Genomic DNA, 22,762 nt, shown 5'->3' on the forward strand with positions numbered 1-22,762 from the left:
CTCATTTGCGTTTAACGTCCGGTAATCGTTTCCGAATACGGATTTTGCTGATGACAACGCCAGTTTGCCAGCGCCTTCTCCTTCGAACTGTTAGCATAGCAGTAGGCACAAAGATGCGGACAGGTATTATACTCTCCGATATCTTTACTGGTAATACACCCGCAATGCAGGCGTTGTCCTTTATCTTTATTGTCTCTTGTTTTTCGTATTATATCCTCCGGATGAAACAGATCGCCCGGAATACACTCCACCCCCAAATGCTCCATCAACACTTTATCCTCCGAGAAGTAGCGAATCATCAGATCATCGTCTACACACTTATTCTGATATATATCATAATCTTCTTCCAAAGATATTTCTTCTGCACAGGTAGCCACATCATAGTTCCACTTTTCATTCAGAAGATGAACGCCTTTGGCAAAACAAAGCATATCCGCTTCGGTAAATTCGCGGTAGAGAAAGCCCTCACGATCCAGATTGGCCGCGACTTTCCGGTAGACCGAAATATCGGCATAACTAAACACCAGCTTGTCAGTATATCCATGCAATTGGTTGCCAACCACGCGTACACGCTCCAACAAATCATCTACATCCATCCGGTCGGATAAAACCAATGGATCAAAACGCCAGATCACTTTTCCTTTTCCCAGCACATCCGTCAAACTGCGAAACGTGGCAATACGTTCTTCCAGTGAAGGCAAATGAGGTTCCAAGCCGCTTCCTTCATAATTATTTAAGGTGAACTGTATGTAACAATGTATGCCTCTCCGTCTTAATTCCTCCAGATACGGCAACAACGGAGCCGGGTTCTTCGACCAGAAAACAATTACCCGCACGTCCCGGTAAGACACGTACGACCGTACGCCATTGAATGGATTCATCCAGGCGGAATATCCCTTTTGCAAACGACTGAAGAACCAATCCGTGTAAAAAGCCGGAATATCTGTCGCCCGGCTGGCAGACACGATTACGGGAGCCAGCGCATCCGCCGTTTCCCCATTCTCCAATCTTATTTTCACCTTATTCCATGCCATCCTATCCTGGTCATTACAACAGTTGTAAATACAAAAGTAATCTTTTTATTACTTTTGTACGCTATTTATTTGCCTTCAAGTTAGTAAAGCCGTATATCTTTTTCATTCCCCCAGATATGTTTTCCCCGGACAAAACTTTTGTTTCATCAGGGAGAAACTTTTGTTTCGTCCTAATAAAACTTTTAAGACATTTAATAAACCAGGAAGAGAGTTGACTGACCAAGCAAGACATTCCCGTACTTCAAAGAACGATACGGCAAATCATTTCTGATATAACCATAGAACCTATCGAATAAGAACCTGAACTATTTGGTAATTCCAAAAATAGTTTGGATATTTGTATCTGTACATCAGCTTATTTTGAAGATGAAAACGACAGCCGAATATATATCCATCCTGAAAGAATACATGCAGCAAAATGCAGGCAAGTACGGCATTTCGCACATGGGAATATTTGGATCCGTAGCACGAGGAGAACAAAAAGAAGGGAGCGATGTAGATATTTATTACCAGGCAGATAATACTCCTACTCTATCAATTATAGGTCAAATCCAAAATGACTTGGAAAGACTGCTGGAACGCCCTGTAGATCTTGTACGCATCAGAGATAAGATGAATAAATTATTGCTAAAAGAAATACAAGATGAAGGAATTGCAATACAATAAAGAATGGGTTATCGATACATTGAATAACATCGATATATCCATCAATCATGTTCTAAGACGTACATCTTCCCTCAGCTCTGTTAACGACTTTCTGGAAACACCTTCAGGTATAGATTTACTGGACAGCGTTTGCATGCGCCTTCAGGTTATAGGTGAAATGGTTAAGAACCTCGATAAAATAACCGAACAGAAATTATTAATACAATATCCTGAAATAAACTGGAAAAGCATTATGAGAATGAGAGACATCATTTCTCACCACTATTTTGAAATTGATGCCGAAGTTATTTTCGAGAGCATTAAGCAAGACATTCCCGTACTTCAAAGAACGATACGGCAAATCATTTCTGATAATTCTACTGCAAATATCTAAATATAATATTGTATATTTGTCCTTTGGTTTACGACCGGTAAACTGTATATATATTAACAATCAAGTTTAATTCTATTTAAGTAAATGGGAAGAGTATTAGTTATTGGTGCTGGAGGCGTAAGTACCGTTGCTGTTAAGAAAATAGCGATGAATGCAGATGTCTTTACCGACATTATGGTAGCAAGCCGTACGAAAAGTAAATGCGACAAGATTGCTGCAGATATTAAAAATGTAAAGGTACAGACAGCACAAGTGGATGCAGACAACGTGGAAGAACTCGTTGCCCTGTTCAACTCCTTCAAACCTGATTTGGTTGTAAACCTGGCGCTGCCTTACCAAGACCTCTCCATCATGGATGCTTGTCTGGCTTACGGCGTCAGCTACCTCGACACGGCCAACTACGAACCGCTGGATGAGGCTAAATATGAATACAGCTGGCAATGGGCTTATAAGAAACGCTTTGAAGAAGCTGGCCTGACCGCTATTCTGGGATGCGGTTTCGATCCGGGCGTGACAGGCGTATATACAGCTTACGCAGCCAAGCATCATTTCAAAGAAATGCAATATCTGGATATAGTAGACTGCAATGCCGGAGATCATCACAAGGCATTTGCCACTAACTTCAATCCGGAGATCAATATCCGCGAAATTACCCAGCGTGGTAAGTTCTACGAAAACGGAGAATGGAAAGAAACAGATCCGTTATCCGTGCATAAGGCATTAAATTATCCGGAAGTAGGACCCAAGGAATCATACCTGATGTATCACGAAGAACTGGAAAGTCTGGTTAAGAACTTCCCTACTATCAAACGCGCCCGCTTCTGGATGACCTTCGGACAGGAATATCTTACCCACCTGCGCGTGATACAGAATATCGGCATGGATAGTATAAAACCAATCTTGTATAACGGTGTGGAGATCGTTCCTATTCAGTTCCTGAAAGCCGTATTGCCTAATCCTGGAGATTTGGGAGAAAATTATACAGGACAGACTTCTATCGGTTGCCGTATTCGCGGTATCGGTAAAGACGGCAACGAGATTACCTACTACGTATATAATAACTGCAGCCACGAAGCCGCCTACAAAGAAACAGGCGCACAAGGCGTAAGCTACACTACCGGCGTACCGGCTATGATCGGAGCCAAATTGTTTATGCAAGGCCTGTGGAAAAAGCCGGGCGTATGGAACGTAGAAGAATTCAATCCGGATCCATTCATGAAGGAACTGAATGAGCAAGGATTACCTTGGCACGAACAATTCAATATTGATCTGGAACTATAAGAATGAGTGTTCTAAGAAAACTATATTATTCGTTCACACCATCCATGCGTCTGACGGCACGGCGTATCTATTACTATCCGGTGGATTTATGCGATACTATTTTGCGTAAACGGGAAGATATGATACCCCCAAAAGGCATGGTGTTTATCGGATCGGGCGACTTTAAAAAGCAAGGCCTCCATTTGATGGATCTGCTGATTAAATACGCAGGATTGAAACCGGACGGACAAGTGCTCGATATTGGTTGCGGCATAGGGCGCCTGGCCGTACCTCTTACCGGCTATCTGAATAAAAAAGGGTCATACGAGGGATTTGACATTGTAAAAAAAGGAATAGATTGGTGTAATAAACATATTTCATCCCGTTTCCCTAACTTCAGATTCCTGCATATCGACCTGAAGAATGATTTATATAACCTGCAAACAGACAATGAGGCGAAGCACTTTGTCTTTCCATACAGGGACAAGCTGTTCGATTGTATTGTACTGACTTCTGTATTCACGCATATGATACCGGAAGATGTAGACAATTACTTAGGGCAGATAGCTAGGGTAATGAAACCGGAGGGAAAATGCCTGGTAACTTTCTTCCTGCTGAATCCGGCCATCGAAAAGCAGATGCAGGAAGGAAAGGCTAAATTTGACTTCTGCCACCGGCATAAAGGTTACAGCCTGATGGATAAAAAGGTGAAAGAAGCGAATATAGCGTTTGACGAATCGTATCTGTCCGCAATGCTGGACAAAAACGGACTGAAAGCCGAAGCAATCCATTACGGAGACTGGTCGGGGGTGGAACCGAACCCGCTGGACTTTCAGGATGTTATTATATTAACCGTAAAATAATATAAAACATGGCTATACAGATAGGAGACAAAGCCCCCGAAATACTGGGCAAAGATCAGAATGGAAAAGAACTAAAACTAAGCGATTTCAAAGGAAAGAAGCTGGCACTCTATTTCTATCCGAAAGATAACACATCCGGTTGCACTGCCGAAGCATGCAGCCTGAGAGACGGTTATAAAGATTTACAAGCTGCCGGATACGAAGTAATCGGTGTAAGTAAAGACAGTGCAAAATCGCATCAGGGATTTATAGAAAAGCAGGACTTGCCTTTCAGCCTGATAGCCGATACCGACACCACATTGCAAGAACAGTTCGGTGTATGGGCAGAAAAGAAAATGTACGGACGTTCATACATGGGAACACTGCGTACTACCTTCATTATCGACGAAAACGGAGTGGTGACAAATATCATCGGACCGAAGGAGGTGCAAACAAAAGACCATGCAAATCAAATCCTTAAACTTAAATAAGGGATGGCAAAAGAAGAACAAGACAAAGAAAAGGAAACTCAGATTGATTTTGAGAAGAAACAGAATGCTGCCGGAAAAGCGGCTCCTAATGCAGACAAGTTAAAAGCGCTTCGTGCAGCAATGGATAAGATTGAAAAGAACTTTGGTAAAGGTTCTATCATGAAGTTAGGCGAAGAAAGTATTGAAAACGTAGAAGTAATACCAACCGGTTCTATTGCTTTAGATGCAGCCCTGGGCGTAGGTGGTTATCCGAAAGGACGTGTTATTGAAATATATGGCCCGGAATCTTCTGGTAAAACCACTTTAGCAATCCACGCCATTGCCGAAGCACAAAAAGCAGGCGGTATTGCTGCGTTTATTGATGCCGAACATGCTTTCGATCGTTTTTATGCTGAGAAATTAGGGGTTGATGTAGAAAATCTCTGGATTTCTCAACCGGACAATGGAGAGCAGGCATTGGAAATTGCCGAACAACTGATTCGTTCGTCTGCCGTAGATATTGTAGTAATAGACTCTGTTGCCGCTCTTACACCTAAAGCAGAGCTGGAAGGCGATATGGGTGACAGCAAGATGGGATTGCAGGCACGTTTGATGTCTCAGGCTTTGCGTAAGCTAACCGGAGCTATCAGCAAAACAAATACGACATGTATCTTCATTAACCAGTTGCGTGATAAGATAGGCGTTATGTTTGGTAACCCGGAAACAACTACAGGTGGTAACGCATTAAAGTTCTACGCATCCGTACGTCTGGATATCCGGAGCATTGGCAAATTAAAAGACGGTGATGAAGTAAAAGGTAACCAGGTTCGTGTAAAAGTAGTAAAAAACAAAGTTGCGCCTCCATTCCGCAAAGCAGAGTTCGACATCATGTTCGGTGAGGGAATCTCACGTTCTGGCGAAATCATTGATTTGGGCGCAGAACTGAACATCATTAAGAAAAGCGGTGCATGGTATAGTTACGGAGACACCAAGTTGGGACAAGGACGCGATGCTGCCAAGCAATGCGTTTCCGATAATCCAGAATTGGCGGAAGAACTGTCCGGTTTGATATTTAATGCGTTAAAGGATAAAAACTAATAACAGGTGACGAATAAAGACAAATACCGTCTGCTCTGTACCACAGAGAAAAACATCCCCATCTTTTCACGGGATTGGTGGCTGGATGCTGTCTGTGGAGAAGCAAACTGGGATGTCTTATTAATAGAACAAAAGGGGCGGATGCAGGCAGCACTGCCCCTTTATATTCCTCATCGTGGCATCATTTCCATGCCTCCCTATACACAAACAATGGGGCCCTGGTTTGCTAAGGCATCCGAAGATACCAAATACACAACCGAGTTAGGGAGACGCCAAACTCTATGCAAAACATTTACAGAAGCACTGAAGGCTTATCCTCATTTTCTTCAGAATTTTAATTATGAAATAACTGACTGGCTTCCTTTTTATTGGGATGGTTATAAACAAACAACAAGATACACCTATCTCCTATCTGATCTGGCCGATTTAGATAAGATATGGGATAACATGAGTGCAAACACCCGGAGGAATATCCAGAAAGCAAAGGATAAACACCAAATTACCGTCAAAAAAGGAATACCGGCCGAAGAGTTTCTGAAGGTACAGGATATGACATTTCAACGGCAGCAAACCTCAAATCCGGTAGATAAAGAAGTCTTGATGGATTTAATTTCCGTTTGCAGAGATAGAGAACAAGGAGATATCTGGGGCGGATACGATGAAAGCGGTCAACTGCATGCAGCAGCCTTTGTTGTATGGCAGAATAATTCGGCTTACTACATTGCCGGAGGAGGTAATCCTGACTTACGGGAATCAGGCGCCCACAGTCTGATACTCTGGGAATGTATACGTTATACATCATTATACAGCACAAGGTTTGACTTTGAAGGTTCTATGCTACCCGGTGTAGAACGTTTCTTCCGGGAATTTGGTGCCATTCAAATGCCATTCTTCACAATAACCAAGGGAAAATTAAGTTTATTATATAGAGCCTGGCTAAAGCTGGGACGGATAATAAAACGGTAAGCCATGGTTAAAAGTCCGGAGATAGAATATATAATCAGCTTTATGATCGGTGGTAATCAAGCGGAAACGTTTGGTAGCCTGGTAGGTTATACCTCCGATCGCAATAAGTTCCATCATTATAAGGTTGTAATTATTCCTTCGCCGTTTTTCAATGAAGACGTTTACGGAACCCAGGCATCTATGCCATCCTTTCCGTTACAAGAAATAGAAGGAGTTCCTTTACTTTTCGGATCATCCAAAACGGAATGGTATGGCGAAACATGGGTTGTTCATGCAGATATTGTAGCCAGCGCCTATTTTCTTCTTACGCGTTATGAAGAAATAAGGAAAAGAAATATACGGGATGCTCACGGGCGTTTTCCCGGTAAGGAATCAATTCCCTGCAAAGCAGGTTTTATTCATCGTCCTATTGTGGATGAATACGGAAAGCTCCTCCGTCAATGGTTACGCCAGACCTACATCAAAGTGCCGGAACCGGAAGCCTGTATCAATAAAATATGGCTTACGCATGACGTGGATGTCCCATTTTTCTGCCGCACATTACACAGCTTTATGCGTGAAACCATAAAAGGTGACGGATTTTTGAAAGCATGCAAATACGTACATGCACCTTTAACATCCGATCCGTATTATACTTTCCCCTGGCTACTGGAAAGGGATGCAAGCGTACAAGACAGCGTTGGAAAAACACAATGTGAATCCGTTTACTTCTTCAAAGCCGGAGGAAAAACAATATATGATAAGCCCAACTATTGTCTTTTCTCGAAGGATATAAAAGAATTATTTAAATTATGTCAAGCCAAAGAAGCCCAAATAGGCTTACACAGCAGCTATGAAGCCGGCATAAAACCTTCACTTATCCGGCGGGAGCAAGAACTATTAAAGAGAGCTACAGGTGAGGCTATTTTCTACAACAGGCATCACTTTCTTAATGCACGAGAACCGGAAGACCTGGACTGGTTGGAAAGAACCGGAATAACGGACGACTTTACCATAGGCTATGCAGATGTAGCCGGTTTCCGTTTAGGGACCTGCCGTCCGGTATCATGGATCAATCCGATCAATAAGCGCATATCTTCGCTCACGCTTCATCCGCTAAGTATTATGGATTGCAGCTTGAGTGAACCGCAATATATGGGGATGAGCTATGAAGAGGCATTGGCCTATTGCCTGCAAATCATAGAACAAGTCCGGCAGGCTAACGGAGAACTGGTATTGCTCTGGCACAATGATACCATTTCAACCCATCAGAAAAAACCAGTGACGGTAAACTGGCAAAAAGAACTTTATCATACGCTTACAGAAGAATTAAAAAGAATATGAAAATATTAATATTCTGTGATATGTTTCCTCCGGCCTTTGCACCCAGGATGGGTTATTTATGCAAATACATGAAACGCAATGGTTGGGAACCGGTTGTAATAACTGAATATATTCCGGATAATACATTTGAATTTCTGGCAGGAAATACGGAGGTTACTTATGTCCGTTATTATCATGCAAGTAATAAATTAATTAAGCAACTAGAATGGTTATTTATTTTTATCATGGATGTTTGTTTCCATTATAAAGAATGCAAAATGATAAAAGTAGCCCGCGAATTACTCAGCAAAGATAAATATGACGGAGTATTATGCAGCGCATACCGCACATTTCCTCTGCCGGCTGCTCAAAAAGTGGCAAGCCTGTATAATATTCCTTTTATAGCAGACACGCGAGACATCATAGAACAGTATGCCTCAAACGAATACATATCCCGCTCTTTTCACACATTTAACTGGCTGGATAAACAAATAACCCGTCTCTATCGCTGGCATCTGTTAAAAAGAAGAAACATAGCCCTCCATGCAGCGGATTATATCACAACAGTTTCACCCTGGCATGTAGAGAGAATGAAGCAATTCAACAAAAATGTCAAGCTTATATATAATGGATATGATCCGGAGATATTCTTTCCCAAACAAGTACACACAACACAGTTTCGTATCACTTATACCGGGCGTTTACTCAGTTTAGCAATACGCAACCCCCAATTATTATTTGAAGCTATTAATAAATTATCCCGGGAAAATACAATATGTCCGGAAACATTCCGTGTTTCCTGGTATATTGATAAGTCTTCTCAAAATATTATCGAAGAGGAAGCGAAAAAACATGATGTAATTCAATACATGGATTATCATGGCTACGTTCCGGCTTCGGAAATTCCGGACATACTAAACAACAGCTCCGTATTATTGCAATTAGCCAACAAAGCATCGGCCAAAGGGCCAAAAGGCATTATGACAACAAAGCTTTTCGAAGCATTTGCCGTAGAAAAACCCGTTTTATGCGTCCGTAGCGATGAAAGCTATCTGGAAGAAACCATCAACAAAGTACATGCCGGTATTGCAGCAAAAACATCTGAAGAAGTATATGCATTTCTACAATACCATTATGACGAATGGAAAAAGAAAGGTTATACGACTTCTCTCATAAACAGAGAAGCACTATCGGTTTTTTCCCGTTGCAAACAAGCTGAACAGTTTATGGAATTGTTTAAGCAAATTAAAAGATAAATGAAATGGATAAGCATCTCAACATAATTGCCTTCAACATTCCCTGGCCGGCCAATTACGGTGGGGTGATTGATGTATATTACAAGTTGAAAGCTCTGCATGAATGCGGAGTAAATATTATCCTGCATTGCTTCGAATATGAACGGCCGCAAGCAAAAGAACTGGAATCTGTCTGCGAAAAAGTGTACTACTATAAACGGCATACCGGTATCATAGCCAATATAACTTTATTGCCTTACAACGTATATAGCCGGAAAGACCCGTCTTTGCTCGCCAACTTATTAAAAAACAACTACCCGATCTTGTTTGAAGGGCTGCATTCTTGTTACTATATGGACAACCCTCTACTGAAAAACAGAAAGAAAATATTCAGGGAGTGTAATATAGAACACGACTACTATTATCATCTGGCAAAGTCGGAACGCCAATTCATCAAGAAATGCTTTTTCCGGATCGAGGCGTGGAGATTCAGAAATTATCAAAAAGTGGTATCACATGCCGATTTAATTATCTCGGTATCTACAACCGATACAGATTATCTAAAAAAAGAATTCCCGGCAAACCGCATTGAGTTCATACCTTGTTTTCACGCAAACGAACAGATAACAACCCAGCCGGGAAAGTCCGGTTTCATTCTTTATCATGGTAAATTATCGGTCGTAGAAAACGAAAAAGCGGCCTTGTACCTGATTCACCATGTATTCGGCAAACTGGATTATCCCTGCATACTGGCAGGTATGAATCCGCCACGTTCGTTACGGGATGCCGCCTCGCTCTATTCCAACGTCACGATAGAAGCCAATCCTACTGAAGAAAGGATGAACTTCCTGATCCGCGAAGCACAGATCAATATGCTGATCACTTTTCAGGATACCGGCTTAAAACTTAAACTGCTCAACAGCCTGTTTGCCGGCCGTCATACGGTAGTGAACCATTTAATGCTGGCCGGAAGCGGATTGGATTCACTCTGCCATATAGCAGACACGCCGGAAGATATGATTCGCGAATGCACTAAGTTGATTAATGTCCCTATAGACGAAAAGTCCATTACAAAAAGAAAGGAATTACTAGACCCCTCGTTTTCTAATAAATATCAGGGAGCACGTTTGTATAAAATGATCTATGAAGAATAACCTGAAACATATTGCTTCTGTTCTTGCAGCACGCCTGCAAAAGATCGATTACGAAAGATTGCCCATCAGCGACTACAACAAGAGGTATATCCGCAATCTGAAACCGGCAATAGGATATTTCATGCAAATATATACGGAGTGTCTTTTCAAAGGCATTACTGCAACAGGGCTGAATCCTTCGGATATTACCTGTATCGACTATGGAGGAGGTAGCGGCTTCCTGAGCATACTGGCCAAAGAGGCTGGCATAGGGCAGGTTATTTACATTGATCTGAATCCTGATTCTGTGGTAACCGTACAACTGCTGAAACAAATAACCGGATCAGGTCCCGATATTATATTACGTGGCAGTTCCGATACCCTGTCCGAATGGTGTTCCACACAACACACCAAACCGCATTTGCTGATTGCAACCGATTTGATAGAACATATCTACAACCTCGAAACCTTCTTCTCCGACCTGATAAGTATCAACAGTTCGATGCAGATGATTTTTACCACCGCCTCCACCCCTTATAACCCTTATGTGAAGTGGAAACTGCACCGGGCAATGAGGGGTTGTGAAACAGGCACCCTGGAATCGCCCAACTATTACACCAAGCGATACCAGTACATAAAAGAAAAGTTCCCCGCATTTTCTGAAAAAGAAGTTTCGCAATGGAGCAACCGAACCAGAGGCTTAGTCTATCCGGATATAGAGAAAGCCATCCTCGGAAATACGATACCAACCCTAACCGACCGCTATAATACCTGTGATCCGGAAACCGGGAACTGGACAGAACGTATTCTGCCCATAGTAAACTACCAGGCTCTTTTATCGCAGTTCCATTATCAATTAAAAGTTGAAAAAGGATTTTATAATACGGAACGAAAAAGTTTTATCCTGTCCGCCATTTTCAAAAACATAAATCACATCATACGCAACAGCGGCAAACCGGGCTTTCTGCTCTCTCCCTTTATCATCCTACATTGCAGCAAGAAGTGAAATGACATACTCACGCTGCATATCTTCCGGTTTCAGTACCCTGTCATTCCATTGGAGCAGATCGATATCGATCGGGACAATTCCCTGTTTTTTATCATCCGGTTTGCGTCCGATTGTTACTTCGATCTGCTTAAACACTAATTTTAGATCGTCTGCAGAAAGCGGCGTATCAACCAATGCCATCCGGTTCAGAAAAGAGGACGAAAGCGGACAGGCTACCGGTTCGGTATAAACCGCCTCAGAAAAACAGATAGATGGAAAATACTGCAACAGCAACTCTGTTGCACGCCTTATATTCATCTCCCTGTCTTTATTTGACCCAAGACTTATGATAGCTCTGTTCAACATATATTTCCTATAATTATACGGCAAAGTTACGAAAAATGATGCGTGATTATAAAACAGTCTTAGTAAATGAGACCTTCAAAATTTCATAGTTATAATTTTATTGGATCATAGTTATGACTTAAAAAAATCATAATAATGATTTTTTTTTTGCAGGAATTAATCTAATCACGCTTAAAAAAACGTATTCAATGAATGCACCGTCAACAAAGGAGCTGAGCAAGGGCCAGTGTCCAAAAATACCTACATCTAGGTATAAAACATATTGAGTTTTGCCGTACCTTTGCAAAAGATATAGCAAACTATGAGACTATCAGAACTTCGTACAGGCGAAAAAGGGATTATCGTTAAGGTGATGGGACGCGGAGCCTTCCGCAAACGCATCATCGAAATGGGATTCATCCGGGGGAAAGAGGTAGATGTTATTCAAAACGCACCTTTAAAAGACCCTATCCATTATCGGGTAATGGGCTACGATGTATCTCTACGAAGAAATGACGCGGCATTAATCGAAGTAGTAAGCACGGCCGAATTCCAGTCGAAGCAAATTAACAACGAAACAGACCCCCGTCCGGCGAACTCCTATATAACTTCTTTGAGCGAAGACTTGCGTGCCATAGCTTTGCATAAAGGAAAAACCATTAACGTAGCCCTGGTTGGAAACCCCAATTGCGGAAAAACGTCTTTATTCAACTTCGCATCAGGAGCACATGAACATGTGGGGAATTATAGCGGCGTAACCGTCGATGCAAAAGAAGGGACATTCCAGCAAAACGGTTACACGTTCAGGATAGTAGACCTGCCGGGTACGTATTCATTGTCTGCCTACACACCGGAAGAGCTTTATGTAAGAAGCCACCTGAATGAAGCGCAGCCCGATGTGGTGATTAATGTCGTAGACGCCTCCAATCTGGAACGCAACTTATACCTCACCTGCCAGCTTATCGACATGGATGTGCGTATGGTAATCGCCCTCAACATGTATGACGACCTGGAGCGGAAAGGAAACAAATTCGACCATGAATCGCTATCGCGCATGATCGGAGCGCCTATTGTACCAACCATCAGCAAGACAGGTTTTGGCATTGAAGATCTTTTCAACCGGGTTATCAAAGTATATGAAGAAGAAGATCCTGTCTTACGACACATTCATATCAACTACGGCGAGGTCCTGGAAAAAGGCATCACAAACGTAAGAAAGGCACTCAAAGCAAATGGGAATGTGCCCAAAAGTATTTCTAAAAGATATTTGTCTATCAAACTACTTGAAGGCGATCACGAGATAGAAGCATTTGTAAAAGCCTTGCCCGGTTCGGAAATCATATTACAAGACAGAGACCGCAACATAGCCCAAATAGAAAATCTATTACAGGAAGACTGCGAAACGGCATTCACAAATGCCCGTTACGGCTTTATCTCCGGAGCTTTGCGCGAAACATTCGAGCAGAATAAGATAAAGGAAGCCAGCAGTACGCAGATTATAGACCTCTTTGTCACCCACAAGGTGCTAGGCTTTCCCATCTTTATATTATTTATGTGGATTATGTTCGAAGCTACTTTCCGCCTGGGCGAATACCCGATGCAATGGATCGAATCGCTTGTTGGTCTTATCGGGAACTTCGTACGCAACTATATGGAAGAAGGACCGCTGAAAGACCTTTTGGTAGATGGTATCATTGGTGGTGTGGGAGGTGTTATCGTATTCCTCCCGAATATTCTTATTCTGTACCTGTTTATTTCATTTATGGAAGATTCCGGTTATATGGCACGTGCCGCCTTCATCATGGATAAAATCATGCACAAGATGGGATTACACGGCAAGTCGTTCATACCGCTTGTCATGGGTTTTGGCTGTAACGTTCCGGCCATTATGGCATCGCGTACGATTGAAAGCCGCAACAGCCGCATGATTACCATGCTGGTAAACCCACTGATGAGTTGCAGTGCACGGCTGCCGGTATATGTACTATTAACAGGAGCATTTTTTCCTAATAACGCAAGTGTCATATTATTGGCATTATATGTAACAGGTATTCTGTTGGCTGTCGTTATGGCACGCTTATTCAAACGTTTCCTTTTTAATGAAGAAGATGTGCCTTTTGTTATGGAGCTTCCTCCCTACCGCATGCCTACAGGAAAATCGATCATGATCCACATGTGGGAAAAAGCAAAACAATATCTGCACAAGATGGGAGGAGTCATTTTATTCGCATCTATTATTATTTGGTTCTTAGGTTATTTTCCGCGTCACACGGAAAGTACGGATGCAATCAACCGGCAGATAGCAGAAGTTGAAAATGCAGAACTGGATTCTCAAGAAAAAGAAAAGACCATCGCTGAATTAGAACGCCTAAAAGCGATAGAACACCAGCAGAATTCATATATAGGACATATTGGCCAAGCTATTCAGCCGGCACTTCAGCCCTTGGGATTTGATTGGAAGATAAGTGTCAGCCTGCTTACCGGTATGGCGGCAAAAGAAGTTGTCGTTAGCACATTAAGCGTATTATACACCGGAGAAGCGGATGACAGCCAAATCTTATCGGAAAGGCTAAAGCAAGACCGCAATGCCGAAGGAAAATTAGTTTTTACACCTTTAGTGGCTATTAGCTTAATGTTATTTGTACTGATATATTTTCCATGTATAGCAACAATATCTGCAATAGTAAACGAATCGCGTTCCTGGAAATGGGGCGCATTTGTAATTGTCTACACATGTGTTCTGGCCTGGATCGTATCATTTACTGTATACCAAACAGGGCATTTCTTCATGGGGTTATTCAATTAACACTCAATATGAGAACCGCAGATGTTCTCTTTTGTTATTATAAAAAGAAATCTGGAGATTATGTGGCAAGAAATCGCAATTATTTTAATAGGGATAATAACTATTGCATACGTTGGTATGAAGTTCTATAAATCTCTCACCACCAAACGAAATCCGGAAAACCCTTGTTGCGGATGCAAAGGATGTAGTCTGAAGGAAGAAATAATGAAGAAAAGCATGAACGGAACCTGCAAAAAATAGATATGTCAGCGACCTTTACATTCTCCATAAACCAACCGTGGCAATAATTTGATAAAATTCCAATAACGGGGTACATTCTTTTGAGGTTCTTCAAAAGCTCTATACAACCATTCCAACCGCAAATTCCTCATCCACTGAGGTGCACGCTTTACCGGCCCTGTTTTTGCCATAAAATTAAATGCTGCACCAACGCCAAACATCACTCCTCTGTTTATCCGGGGAGATAGGTTAGCCATAAAAAACTCTTGATTAGGTGCTCCTAGGGATACCCATATTATATCAGGTGCATATTTATTTATGTCTTCCGCTATTTCACTATAGTTAAAATCTTCAACTCTCCGAAACGGCAAGCTTTTAAAAGGCATATTTGCTATATCAGAATCTATCAACGAAAGTTCTTGTCGCAATTTAGCGAGTATTTCATCCGTATTCCCTATAAAATATTGTTTATATTGCCTCTGATTAAGAAAATAGCAAAATAGGTCATTCCCAATGTACGAACAAAAATCCCTCTTATGTATTTTGCCCAATAACCACGCAATGTTAGATCCGTCGCAAACGTTTACTAACGCTCCATTTACAACTTTATTAAAAGCTTTATCTTTATTCGCTACAGCAAGATTATTACTTTCTATTGCACAAACATATCCTTTCTTATGCTCCTCTATCGTATTCTTAATAATATGATGTACTTTATCTTTATCAAACTCCAGCAAAACATTAAAAAACTTCTCCATGCCAATAACCTTTTAAACTTTTTCTTTTTGTTCGGCTAGCAATTCTTGACATTGAGTTTTTTGAGCACTCAACAATAGTCCCAGAAACATCATAATAAAAAGACCTCTGTTACTAGTAAATGAAGCATCTGCAACATTTTCTATAAATAAGAATCCAGCCGATAATATAAATATTACAAAATACTGTATGTTAGTTGTCTTGAACAAAAACGAAAATGTTTTCCGAAAAAGATAAATCCAAAACAGAATAAATAAACAAACACCCACTATTCCGAATTGTGCCAGAGAGGGATAATAAGTATCGGCAACAAAGTACCAGCCGCCTTGGGTCAATCCCCATACCCCGTCAATCCCATACTTAGTGTAAATATCAGAATAATACAACCCCGAAGCATGGGTAGCAAAGCTTGCCAGTCCTGATCCAAACGGGAAATAATCTGTAAAAATATCGATTGATGTAGAATATAACACAAAACGGGCCAACAAATCTTTTTCATCACCTGTTAATGTCTGAATAAAATAAAGTTCCAGCTTTTCCTTTGCAACCCAGCATACGCCAACCAGAATCAAAACAGAAATTGTAATCGTTTTAAAATTCAATTTTATTTTGCTTACATCATTAAAATAAAAAACGAAGCATGCAGCCAATACAAAAAAGCCATAAAACTTAGAACGTCCGGAAAATAAGCCGATAGAAAGCATTAATACAAACACCAGTTTATCTTTAATTGTGTATTTACTACAAAACAGATACACCAAAGACAGACAAACAGCAGATGCGGCATAGTTTGTTGGATGCTCCATTATTGTTTTAAAAATAAGAGGATCTACCAAACTGTAAATTCCTATCGGAACTAACAGTATCCAGACAGCCAGACAAAATAGTTTTAATAATTCCTTTTGTTTCTCAGAAAACTTCGGCATCATTTGATAAGCAGCAAAAAATGCCAGATAAGGCTTCATCTGAATAATTAAATCAGTAAAAATACCTGCAGCAGTATTACTTTTGATATAAAAAGAATATCCCGTATAAAAGACAAAACATCCAAGTGTAATAAAGAAAGCTTTATTAAACGGCCAAGTCTTGCACCGGCTAACAAAGAAAATATAAAAAACAAGAAGTACTAAGCCTAACAGTTCATCAGCACTCTTAAAACCAATTACGTTATATAATAAAACGCAAAAAATAAGAGATGCGACAAAGAAGTTATAAAAATGTTTATTTACAAAATCCTGAATCATATTTATTCTTTAATCTCCATTATTTATTCACATTTACCGATAGCCTGAATTAGTGCATTAAGCACAAGCTTATCCGGCCTGAGATATTCATTATAGTACTTCTTATTTTCCTGTTGCATTGTATATACAGCCTCCGGATGTTCCATTAAATAAGTAACATGCTGAATGCATTCGTCCACCGTATCAAACGATAAATAATTTTTACCGTCTTCAAATGGACCGACAACATCATAGTGAAACTTTTCATTTACAATAGCCCTGCTGGCTGCTACATATTCTCCGGTTTTCCATCCGATAGACTCATGAAGCCCCATAGAGCCAATGCAAATATCTGACAATTTCATCAATTTCAAATAATTATTCCGAATAGTATACCTACGGGGCATAATCAAATCTTTACAGCATTTTTTCGCCAAATCGGAAAATTGTATTCCTCCTGTAAAATTACGGGGATATAATTTCTTCAACTCCCGGATTATTTGAATACGCATATCATTAATATACTCTATTTCCTTATTAAATTCAGCACTTTGCTTTTCGTTGACTTCCCATAGCCTTGTAAAAAAGAGAACTTTCAGATTATCTTTTTTATATTCAGGAGAGGCCTCAAAGACAGAAGGCACAAAATAAGTCGAAGGCTTTACACCCAATAAACGTTTTAAACAATCTTTTAAGGAATAATTATCGGAAGAATCTATCGGATTCTTCCGATATGTTACATGATAATTAAATCCCAGCGGATTTAATTTATATCGATTTTTATCTGAAATCATCTGGTTTTTTTCTTTAGAAAAACTACGTTTAAAGTAAAAATCCACATTATCCAAATAAGCTTCCACTTTTTTTATATCCCAATTATATCCATCCAGTAAATCAAATGCTATCACTTTATCAGAAACTCTGATCTCTACAATATGAGAATGAGGATAAAAAGATACTCGGTCGTAGCATAAATTCACAGACAAATCGATTACCCCTTCATTTTCCAACAATAACAAGCCTGTTATAATAGCACTTGTATGCGGACTTTTGGATATTATATTTAAATCAACATGCTCTTTCATTCAGATATACTCTCCTAGCATTATTTTTTTAATCTCATATAAAGATCGTTCATCTTCTTTAAATAGGAATCTAATGAATACGATTGATCTATTGTTTCTTTTGCCGCAACCGACAGTTTACGTAATAATGTCCTGTCTTTTATCAGCTTCAATAAAGTCTCTGTAATATCAGATGTTGAAGTAACCAAAAATCCATTTTCTCCCGATTTTACAACATCTGGCATAGAGCCGACAGGAGTAACAACCGGTACTACCAAGTTATTCATACTTTCTAACAAAGCCATTGGCAAACCTTCAAAATAAGAAGGTAATAAAAACACTTGGGAACGTTTTAAGATTTCCAGTTTTTCATTCCCATAAACTAGTCCTCTATCTATAAATTTATCTCCGATTCGTTTCCGGCATTCTTCAACAAACCAATCCCGATCGCTGCCTACTCCACATAAATTAAACTCAAAATCTTCACCTAAAGTATTTAGTTCAGTCAAAGATTCTAATATTTCAAGTAAACCTTTGTTTTTATCGATTCGCCCAAGATATAAAATTGAAGATTTTGCCTCGTATGCTTTATCTGAAAAAGAAATCGTTGAAGGCATTACCGCATTTGACAAAATATCAATACAACCTTGCTGCACATTATATAAATCAGAAAGAGACTTTCTCTCTAATTCACTCAGAACAAGAATCTGGTTAGCATGTCTAAGTAAATAATCAATAATCAATTTTAATAGTTTATTAGCAGGTTTTGTTTTAACAAAACGTCCTCCATGAATATGCAATATGACAGGATAAGATTTTACTATCAGCAAATAATAGATTATCATATCACGGAATAACGAAAACGGTTCAAAACCAATGTTAAAATGAACAATATCAATTGAATTATCAGACAAGCATTTCAACAAACGAAACGGCGTCATCATCTGTTTCAGCAACCATCCCAAATTCCTGTTTTCCGTATCTTTTTTTCCTTGCAGGAAAGGTATATAATTAATTTCCTTATTGTACTCCAACAACAAACGTGTAACCGAAGATATTCCACTAATATTATCTTCCGGATTCAGAGACGGCGTTATAATCAAAACATTTTTTTTGTTCATAGACTTTCCTTCCTCATACCAAAAATAAATAACAATGACTTTTCCAACAAGGGGAAAGTACTAAAATAACGGACTATATCTTTCTGTACAACCAACTTGAAGATACGCACAAAAACAACATATATAACCAATAAAACGACCGGATATAATACTATATCTACAACAGAAAATGGAAGTAGCATCCTGATACAGCCTCCGGCAATCAACAAAGTAACAAATAACAGAAACATTTTAATATAAAAAAAATATTCGCTTTGAAGTTCTGATAAGATATATTTTCTCAAATAAAAATCAGATAACAAATATGAGCAAAAATAAGCAATACTATTTGATATAAGTATTGTATATAAACCACATGTGTTATATAAACAGAAAAAGACCAATACATTCACAACCACATTTGTACATTGTATCCATACGGTTTTTCCTGCTAATGATTTTGTATATAAATATTGATATATCGGATATGTTGGAGGTACCAGCAACAAAAAGCCGCCACATAAAACAGCTACAAACAAAGATAAATCCTCCAAGTTGTCATCACCCATCCACAGATATATCAACACTTTTGATATAAATATAAAAATCAAAGAAAAAGGAATAACCACCAAATGTATTTTTTTAGTCATATCTGCTACCACTTCGTATAAGTGTCTGGTGTTTTTTGAATTTGCAATATACGGACCCAAAGGATAGATAGCCTTACTAAATAAGCTGGCAATTTGCCCGCGTATTCGTAACGCCACATCAAACAAAGCCACAGCATTTAATCCTATAAATTTTGATATCAGTATTTTAGAGAGAGGCTCAAAAAACAAATTCAACACACTTGCCGAAAATATCTTTGAACTATAAACTATCTGTTTATAAAATATACGTTTCCATTGTTTTCTTATACCATTAATACGGTAAGTTCCCCATAGTTTAAAAGCGACACCTACAGTCATTACAAACCACAATAAAGAAGCTATGACTGATATTACCCCGATTCCTGTTAGGCCATAACCTTTTATGGCTACAAATAGCAACCCCAACCAATATATTATACTATATATTAACCGCGTAAAACTATTTATATATACTTTTTGCAAAGAATCCAATACAGAGGCAAAAGACATTCCCAATATCATAAACGCATTAGAAAACAATACGCAACGGAAAAAAACAACCGCCTCATCATAATAATAAATCGGAATATTCAGAACACTTAGCAAAACTGTTCTCTCTATACTTAACAGAACAGCTATTAAAACGCAAAGTAATGTAAGCTTAATACTCAACGCAACAAAAATATCAAAATTAGATTCTTGTGTTTTTCCCTGATTCGATAAATATACGATCAAAGCTCTATCCATCCCCAGGTCGGCCAATGTCCCTAAATTAGAAACAACAGATAAAACGGCAAAAACGCCATATACCTCCAAGCCCAATTTTGATATTAAAACGGGCACACAGAGGAAAGTCAATACAGCTGTTATAAACAATTGTAGAACTCCACTCAAAGAATTCCTTATCAAAAGTTTTTTATCATTCATTTGATATGTCTAATATTCTTCAAATAATAATAAGCTTTCATTCCACGACGTCCCATAATCATACTTAAACGTTTTCTAAACGAAATTTTATTATATTTTTTTGCGACTTTATCCATTTCCAATAATTTTATATCAGATAAAAGACATTCGCGTTGAATACTCTTATTTTTTACTGGCTGAATTAAATGTACATTACCCCGAATCGCTTCTTCGATCTTACGAGGTTCAAACTTTAACAGATATTTTGCCGATTCAAATAAAAATTTTCCTTTGGTATTATTACATAAAGCCAATGAAATTCCTTTTTCTTTATCCATAAAAGAAAAACAAGCCGACTCCCCTATTTTCCAAAAATCACCCATTGTTATATCGGCTAAACGAGGAAGTTTCGCATATTTACACCCATAACAAGAAGGCCGTAAATTTATTCCACTATAAAAAGAACCCATAAAGTTATTTTCCAATGCCCTGTAATAGCGGACTTTTCCATTTGAAAAGCAATATTGAGTAGTAGGAATTGTCCAACAAATAGATTTCGATCTGAAATTAATACTGGATATACTAGCTCCAACTTTTGCTTCCAGATCTTCATTTTGCTTTCGAAAATGAAGATCTGAAGGTATGCCATGGCATATCACTTCGCATGTAAATAATGTCGGATAAGAATCTTTTAAGAAAGAATATAAAGCAGCTATCTGGCAAGGGGTACCGGAAAACAACACAAATTCTCCGTTTTGTAGTCTTTCTTTTATGGAAGTCAGCACTGACGTAATATCACTTTGCAAATATTTAGAGCCTCTTATTAAAGATAATTCTTCCATAAAAGAAACACCTATATGTTTCACAGTCAAATCTTTCTGCAAAGAAGCACCATATACAGTAACCTTTCCTTGGTATAAATTGAACAATGCCTCGCACAAAGCAGAAAAAAAGCCTCCGGAAGAACTGTTTTTCAATATTTCTTTATCTATATGCTGGCAAGCATATACGCTTATTTCTTCTTTATCATAATTGTCTGATTTTCCATCTTGTAAAACCGGACAATAACGTTCACATTTATTACATTTGATACATAAATCTTCCTCAGACTTTATTTGCCGAAAGCCTTCTGCGTTTTCAAAAAAAGACAAACACTTAGTTGGACAAACCTCCAAACAAATACCACAACCTATACATTCTGTCTGATTCGGAAGTCTTTTCATTTCAAAATCCGGTTTAAAAAGTCTATCGATTGACGCCTTTCATTATTCAAATAAACATTTACTTTTTCATAATCTATATCAGGTTCTTCTTCAAACACATCGAACTTCAACCTGCTTTCCAAAGAAAACTCCTTTAATAAAGTTGGGATCCGGCTATTGTCTCCTTTATTTATATCTCCGTCACGTTTACAGAAACTATAGAAATTACGGCCATAATTAATCGAAAATATTGTTCCGTGAAAAGAATCTGTGCAAATATACGAAGCATGTCTTATTAAAGAAATAAAATCACAGGGGCCTATACCAAACAAATGATTTTCTTCTTGTATATCCAAATAGTTAGAAACTATGTAATAAACTTTCATATTATGAGTTTCGCCCAATTTCCGGGCAAAATTTCGAATACTCTTCTTATATCCTAAACAATAGCATAAAATATAAGGTTCGTCTATAATTCTTGGCGATTCTATATTTTGCCAATCATCCGGAGTCAATAATAAAGTAGGGTCCAACACGTGCTCAATCTTTCTGTTTAAAACTCCTGAAAGTATTTCACAGCCATAACTTTCACGACAAGAAATATGATTAAAAGATTGCAAATAATTAGCATATATACCTTTCACTTCATCTGTCAGCAAAGCAACTCCCAGACTTGAAGCATACGAATTTTTATCAGCATCATCTGCTGCAAATGTCAAAAAATAAGCACCATTATCTTTTAGGAATGTAGGATTCCAAGTTTGATCGCTTCCTACTATATAAATATCATACAAAGGAGGATTTTCTTTCAATTCAGCCAACGATGAATATAAAACAGAAGAGGTCTTTATGCAACCTGAATAAAAGCAATCAAATTTGTCTTTTATAGTCGAAAATTGCTGTTTATAAAGAAAATTATATAGTAACGGTCTAATACCCGAATTAAGTTTATCTTTTATTTTTTTCAGTTTAACTCGAAACGAAGCTTCTTTAAAAGGTTTTCCATCCACATAATTGATATATTCCACCGCATCATACCCCATTTTCTCAATACAGAACTGGAGAGCATAAGCTTGTAGCATTGTACCATAATTATGACCTGAATGATAAGATATTAAACCTATTTTCTTATTTTGTTTCATTAC

At 38.8% G+C, this 22,762-nt stretch carries 22 protein-coding genes; 13 read left to right on the plus strand and 9 right to left on the minus strand.

The features are described 5' to 3' along the window. Positions 1–11 precede the first annotated feature (11 nt). Positions 12–1,034 carry a DUF1848 domain-containing protein gene (locus ACYIB7_RS10105; protein WP_103982226.1) on the minus strand — a complete coding sequence of 341 codons (1,023 nt, stop codon included), beginning with the start codon at positions 1,032–1,034 and terminating at the stop codon, positions 12–14. Positions 1,035–1,400: 366 nt separating this feature from the next. Between ACYIB7_RS10105 and ACYIB7_RS10110 the strand changes: the two genes are divergently transcribed. The 11 genes from ACYIB7_RS10110 (at position 1,401) to ACYIB7_RS10160 (ending at position 11,385) form a co-directional block, all read left to right on the plus strand. Then, positions 1,401–1,700 (plus strand): nucleotidyltransferase family protein, encoded by a 300-nt coding sequence (locus ACYIB7_RS10110; RefSeq protein ID WP_103982319.1) that lies wholly within the window; start codon positions 1,401–1,403, stop codon positions 1,698–1,700. Further along, a complete protein-coding gene (locus tag ACYIB7_RS10115; RefSeq protein WP_103982227.1) occupies positions 1,678–2,073 on the plus strand; it encodes a HepT-like ribonuclease domain-containing protein in 396 nt (131 codons plus the stop codon). The genes ACYIB7_RS10110 and ACYIB7_RS10115 overlap by 23 nt, the downstream gene beginning before the upstream one ends. 84 nt (positions 2,074–2,157) lie before the next feature. Beyond that, on the plus strand, positions 2,158–3,354 hold the full coding sequence (locus tag ACYIB7_RS10120; RefSeq protein ID WP_099465074.1) for a saccharopine dehydrogenase family protein: 1,197 nt from the start codon (positions 2,158–2,160) through the stop codon (positions 3,352–3,354). Between the two features lie 2 nt (positions 3,355–3,356). Further along, a complete protein-coding gene (locus ACYIB7_RS10125; RefSeq protein ID WP_480336954.1) occupies positions 3,357–4,196 on the plus strand; it encodes a class I SAM-dependent methyltransferase in 840 nt (279 codons plus the stop codon). Positions 4,197–4,204: 8 nt separating this feature from the next. Further along, positions 4,205–4,666, plus strand: a complete 462-nt coding sequence (bcp, locus tag ACYIB7_RS10130) for a thioredoxin-dependent thiol peroxidase (protein WP_103982229.1) — start codon at positions 4,205–4,207, stop codon at positions 4,664–4,666. A 3-nt stretch (positions 4,667–4,669) separates the two neighbouring features. Beyond that, a complete protein-coding gene (recA, locus tag ACYIB7_RS10135; protein WP_262497695.1) occupies positions 4,670–5,743 on the plus strand; it encodes a recombinase RecA in 1,074 nt (357 codons plus the stop codon). 6 nt (positions 5,744–5,749) lie between these two features. Then, entirely contained in the window at positions 5,750–6,709 is a 960-nt protein-coding gene (locus ACYIB7_RS10140; protein ID WP_480336956.1) for a GNAT family N-acetyltransferase, read from the plus strand. A gap of 3 nt (positions 6,710–6,712) precedes the next feature. Next, positions 6,713–8,032 carry a UDP-2,3-diacetamido-2,3-dideoxy-alpha-D-glucuronate deacetylase VimE gene (gene vimE, locus ACYIB7_RS10145; RefSeq protein WP_103982231.1) on the plus strand — a complete coding sequence of 440 codons (1,320 nt, stop codon included), beginning with the start codon at positions 6,713–6,715 and terminating at the stop codon, positions 8,030–8,032. Continuing rightward, complete coding sequence (locus ACYIB7_RS10150; protein ID WP_480336958.1) at positions 8,029–9,267, plus strand: glycosyltransferase; 1,239 nt, start codon at positions 8,029–8,031, stop codon at positions 9,265–9,267. The genes vimE and ACYIB7_RS10150 overlap by 4 nt, the downstream gene beginning before the upstream one ends. 5 nt (positions 9,268–9,272) lie before the next feature. Continuing rightward, positions 9,273–10,400, plus strand: coding sequence for a glycosyltransferase family 1 protein (locus tag ACYIB7_RS10155; protein WP_480336960.1), 1,128 nt, complete (start codon positions 9,273–9,275; stop codon positions 10,398–10,400). Further along, the gene (locus tag ACYIB7_RS10160) at positions 10,390–11,385 is read left to right on the plus strand and encodes a class I SAM-dependent methyltransferase (RefSeq protein ID WP_103982234.1); all 996 of its coding nucleotides are present in this window, start codon (positions 10,390–10,392) and stop codon (positions 11,383–11,385) included. Before ACYIB7_RS10155 ends, ACYIB7_RS10160 begins: the two co-directional genes overlap by 11 nt. On the opposite strand, the gene ACYIB7_RS10165 is transcribed toward ACYIB7_RS10160, so the two are convergent. Continuing rightward, the gene (locus ACYIB7_RS10165; protein ID WP_103982235.1) at positions 11,365–11,733 is read right to left on the minus strand and encodes a 2-amino-4-hydroxy-6-hydroxymethyldihydropteridine diphosphokinase; all 369 of its coding nucleotides are present in this window, start codon (positions 11,731–11,733) and stop codon (positions 11,365–11,367) included. The two genes, ACYIB7_RS10160 and ACYIB7_RS10165, sit on opposite strands and share 21 nt — an antisense overlap. A 301-nt stretch (positions 11,734–12,034) precedes the next feature. Between ACYIB7_RS10165 and feoB the strand changes: the two genes are divergently transcribed. Together feoB and ACYIB7_RS10175 are read left to right on the plus strand one after the other, a co-directional pair. After that, complete coding sequence (feoB, locus tag ACYIB7_RS10170; protein ID WP_480336962.1) at positions 12,035–14,518, plus strand: ferrous iron transport protein B; 2,484 nt, start codon at positions 12,035–12,037, stop codon at positions 14,516–14,518. Between the two features lie 60 nt (positions 14,519–14,578). Next, complete coding sequence (locus ACYIB7_RS10175) at positions 14,579–14,758, plus strand: FeoB-associated Cys-rich membrane protein (RefSeq protein ID WP_099465065.1); 180 nt, start codon at positions 14,579–14,581, stop codon at positions 14,756–14,758. Positions 14,759–14,763: 5 nt separating this feature from the next. Here ACYIB7_RS10175 and ACYIB7_RS10180 read toward each other — a convergent pair whose 3' ends face one another. From ACYIB7_RS10180 to ACYIB7_RS10210, 7 genes are read right to left on the minus strand one after another with little or no spacing between them, the layout of a single operon-like run. Further along, positions 14,764–15,495, minus strand: coding sequence for a WecB/TagA/CpsF family glycosyltransferase (locus ACYIB7_RS10180; protein ID WP_480336964.1), 732 nt, complete (start codon positions 15,493–15,495; stop codon positions 14,764–14,766). A gap of 12 nt (positions 15,496–15,507) precedes the next feature. Continuing rightward, entirely contained in the window at positions 15,508–16,737 is a 1,230-nt protein-coding gene (locus ACYIB7_RS10185; protein WP_103982238.1) for a hypothetical protein, read from the minus strand. A gap of 23 nt (positions 16,738–16,760) precedes the next feature. Further along, positions 16,761–17,801, minus strand: a complete 1,041-nt coding sequence (locus tag ACYIB7_RS10190) for a hypothetical protein (protein WP_103982239.1) — start codon at positions 17,799–17,801, stop codon at positions 16,761–16,763. Between the two features lie 20 nt (positions 17,802–17,821). After that, positions 17,822–18,901, minus strand: coding sequence for a glycosyltransferase family 4 protein (locus ACYIB7_RS10195; protein WP_103982240.1), 1,080 nt, complete (start codon positions 18,899–18,901; stop codon positions 17,822–17,824). Further along, positions 18,898–20,436, minus strand: a complete 1,539-nt coding sequence (locus ACYIB7_RS10200; RefSeq protein WP_103982241.1) for an oligosaccharide flippase family protein — start codon at positions 20,434–20,436, stop codon at positions 18,898–18,900. The genes ACYIB7_RS10195 and ACYIB7_RS10200 overlap by 4 nt, the downstream gene beginning before the upstream one ends. Continuing rightward, positions 20,433–21,638: a Coenzyme F420 hydrogenase/dehydrogenase, beta subunit C-terminal domain gene (locus ACYIB7_RS10205; protein ID WP_099465059.1), complete on the minus strand. Its 1,206-nt coding sequence runs from the start codon at positions 21,636–21,638 to the stop codon at positions 20,433–20,435. The genes ACYIB7_RS10200 and ACYIB7_RS10205 overlap by 4 nt, the downstream gene beginning before the upstream one ends. Further along, on the minus strand, positions 21,635–22,759 hold the full coding sequence (locus ACYIB7_RS10210) for a polysaccharide pyruvyl transferase family protein (RefSeq protein ID WP_480336967.1): 1,125 nt from the start codon (positions 22,757–22,759) through the stop codon (positions 21,635–21,637). Before ACYIB7_RS10210 ends, ACYIB7_RS10205 begins: the two co-directional genes overlap by 4 nt. Between the last annotated feature and the right edge of the window lie 3 nt (positions 22,760–22,762).

The sequence above is a fragment of the Parabacteroides sp. KHUB-03 genome (assembly GCF_056640975.1).